We start from the raw sequence: 827 nt of genomic DNA on the forward strand, positions 1-827 counted from the left end.
GCAGTTGTATCTTTCACAACTACCTTAACTGTTTTAGTTTCATCTTTATATGTTAAATTTACTTTATAATCTCCTACTTTAGCAAATCCACGATCTTTTTCTTCTGTAGTACCATCCTCTTTGGTCACACTTTCAGTATCATTTTTAATATCTGATTTTATTTTAAGGTTTTTTTTCAAATATTCCTTATCTTCTTTATTTAATCCTTTAGTATCAACTAAAGTGTCAAAATCAGCTTTAAATTCTTTTCCGTATTCAAGATTAATCGTATTTTTCTTTAGTTGTAATTTTGGTGAGGTGTCTCTTGTCGCATATACAATTCCTCCACCACAACCTAAGACAATTAAACCTGTAACACAGCCCGCAATGATCCTGTTCTTTTTGGTATTTAAATACTTATCAATAATATCTTTTCTGATGTCCATACTTTATCCCTCCATCTAAATTTTATAATTTATTACTCTATAATTCAAACTTTAGTATAAACTATTTGAATTTTGATATATTCCTATTAAAGTATCACCCTGTAGTGACTGTAATATACGAATCATATTTGATTGACTCACGCTAATACATCCTGCTGTTGAACCGCCAGTTGAGCAGTGTAAAAAGATAGCACTACCCGCACCTGGTGTACAAGCTGTATTATAATTTACAGCAATAGCATACTTATATGCTGTTGGATAACCAATTAAATGCTCAGCACTGCTCCATTGAATTCCAGTCTGACTAGCATCAACTAATTTATTGTAATATGGACTGTTTACATCATCTACCCAGTAATGATTGTTGTTGACCTGTAACCATCCTCTAGAAGTACCTGGATT

2 pseudogenes are annotated in these 827 nt (G+C 31.8%); both read right to left on the reverse strand.

What is annotated here, in order from left to right:
* Positions 1–425: pseudogene (locus tag KSU54_RS18510) on the reverse strand (hypothetical protein); the annotation flags it as partial.
* Positions 426–476: 51 nt separating this feature from the next.
* Positions 477–827 (reverse strand): annotated as a pseudogene (locus tag KSU54_RS18515) (L,D-transpeptidase family protein); the annotation flags it as partial.

Source organism: Erysipelatoclostridium sp. MSK.23.31, from assembly GCF_019125875.1.
Classification (GTDB): domain Bacteria; phylum Bacillota_I; class Bacilli_A; order Erysipelotrichales; family Coprobacillaceae; genus Thomasclavelia; species Thomasclavelia ramosa.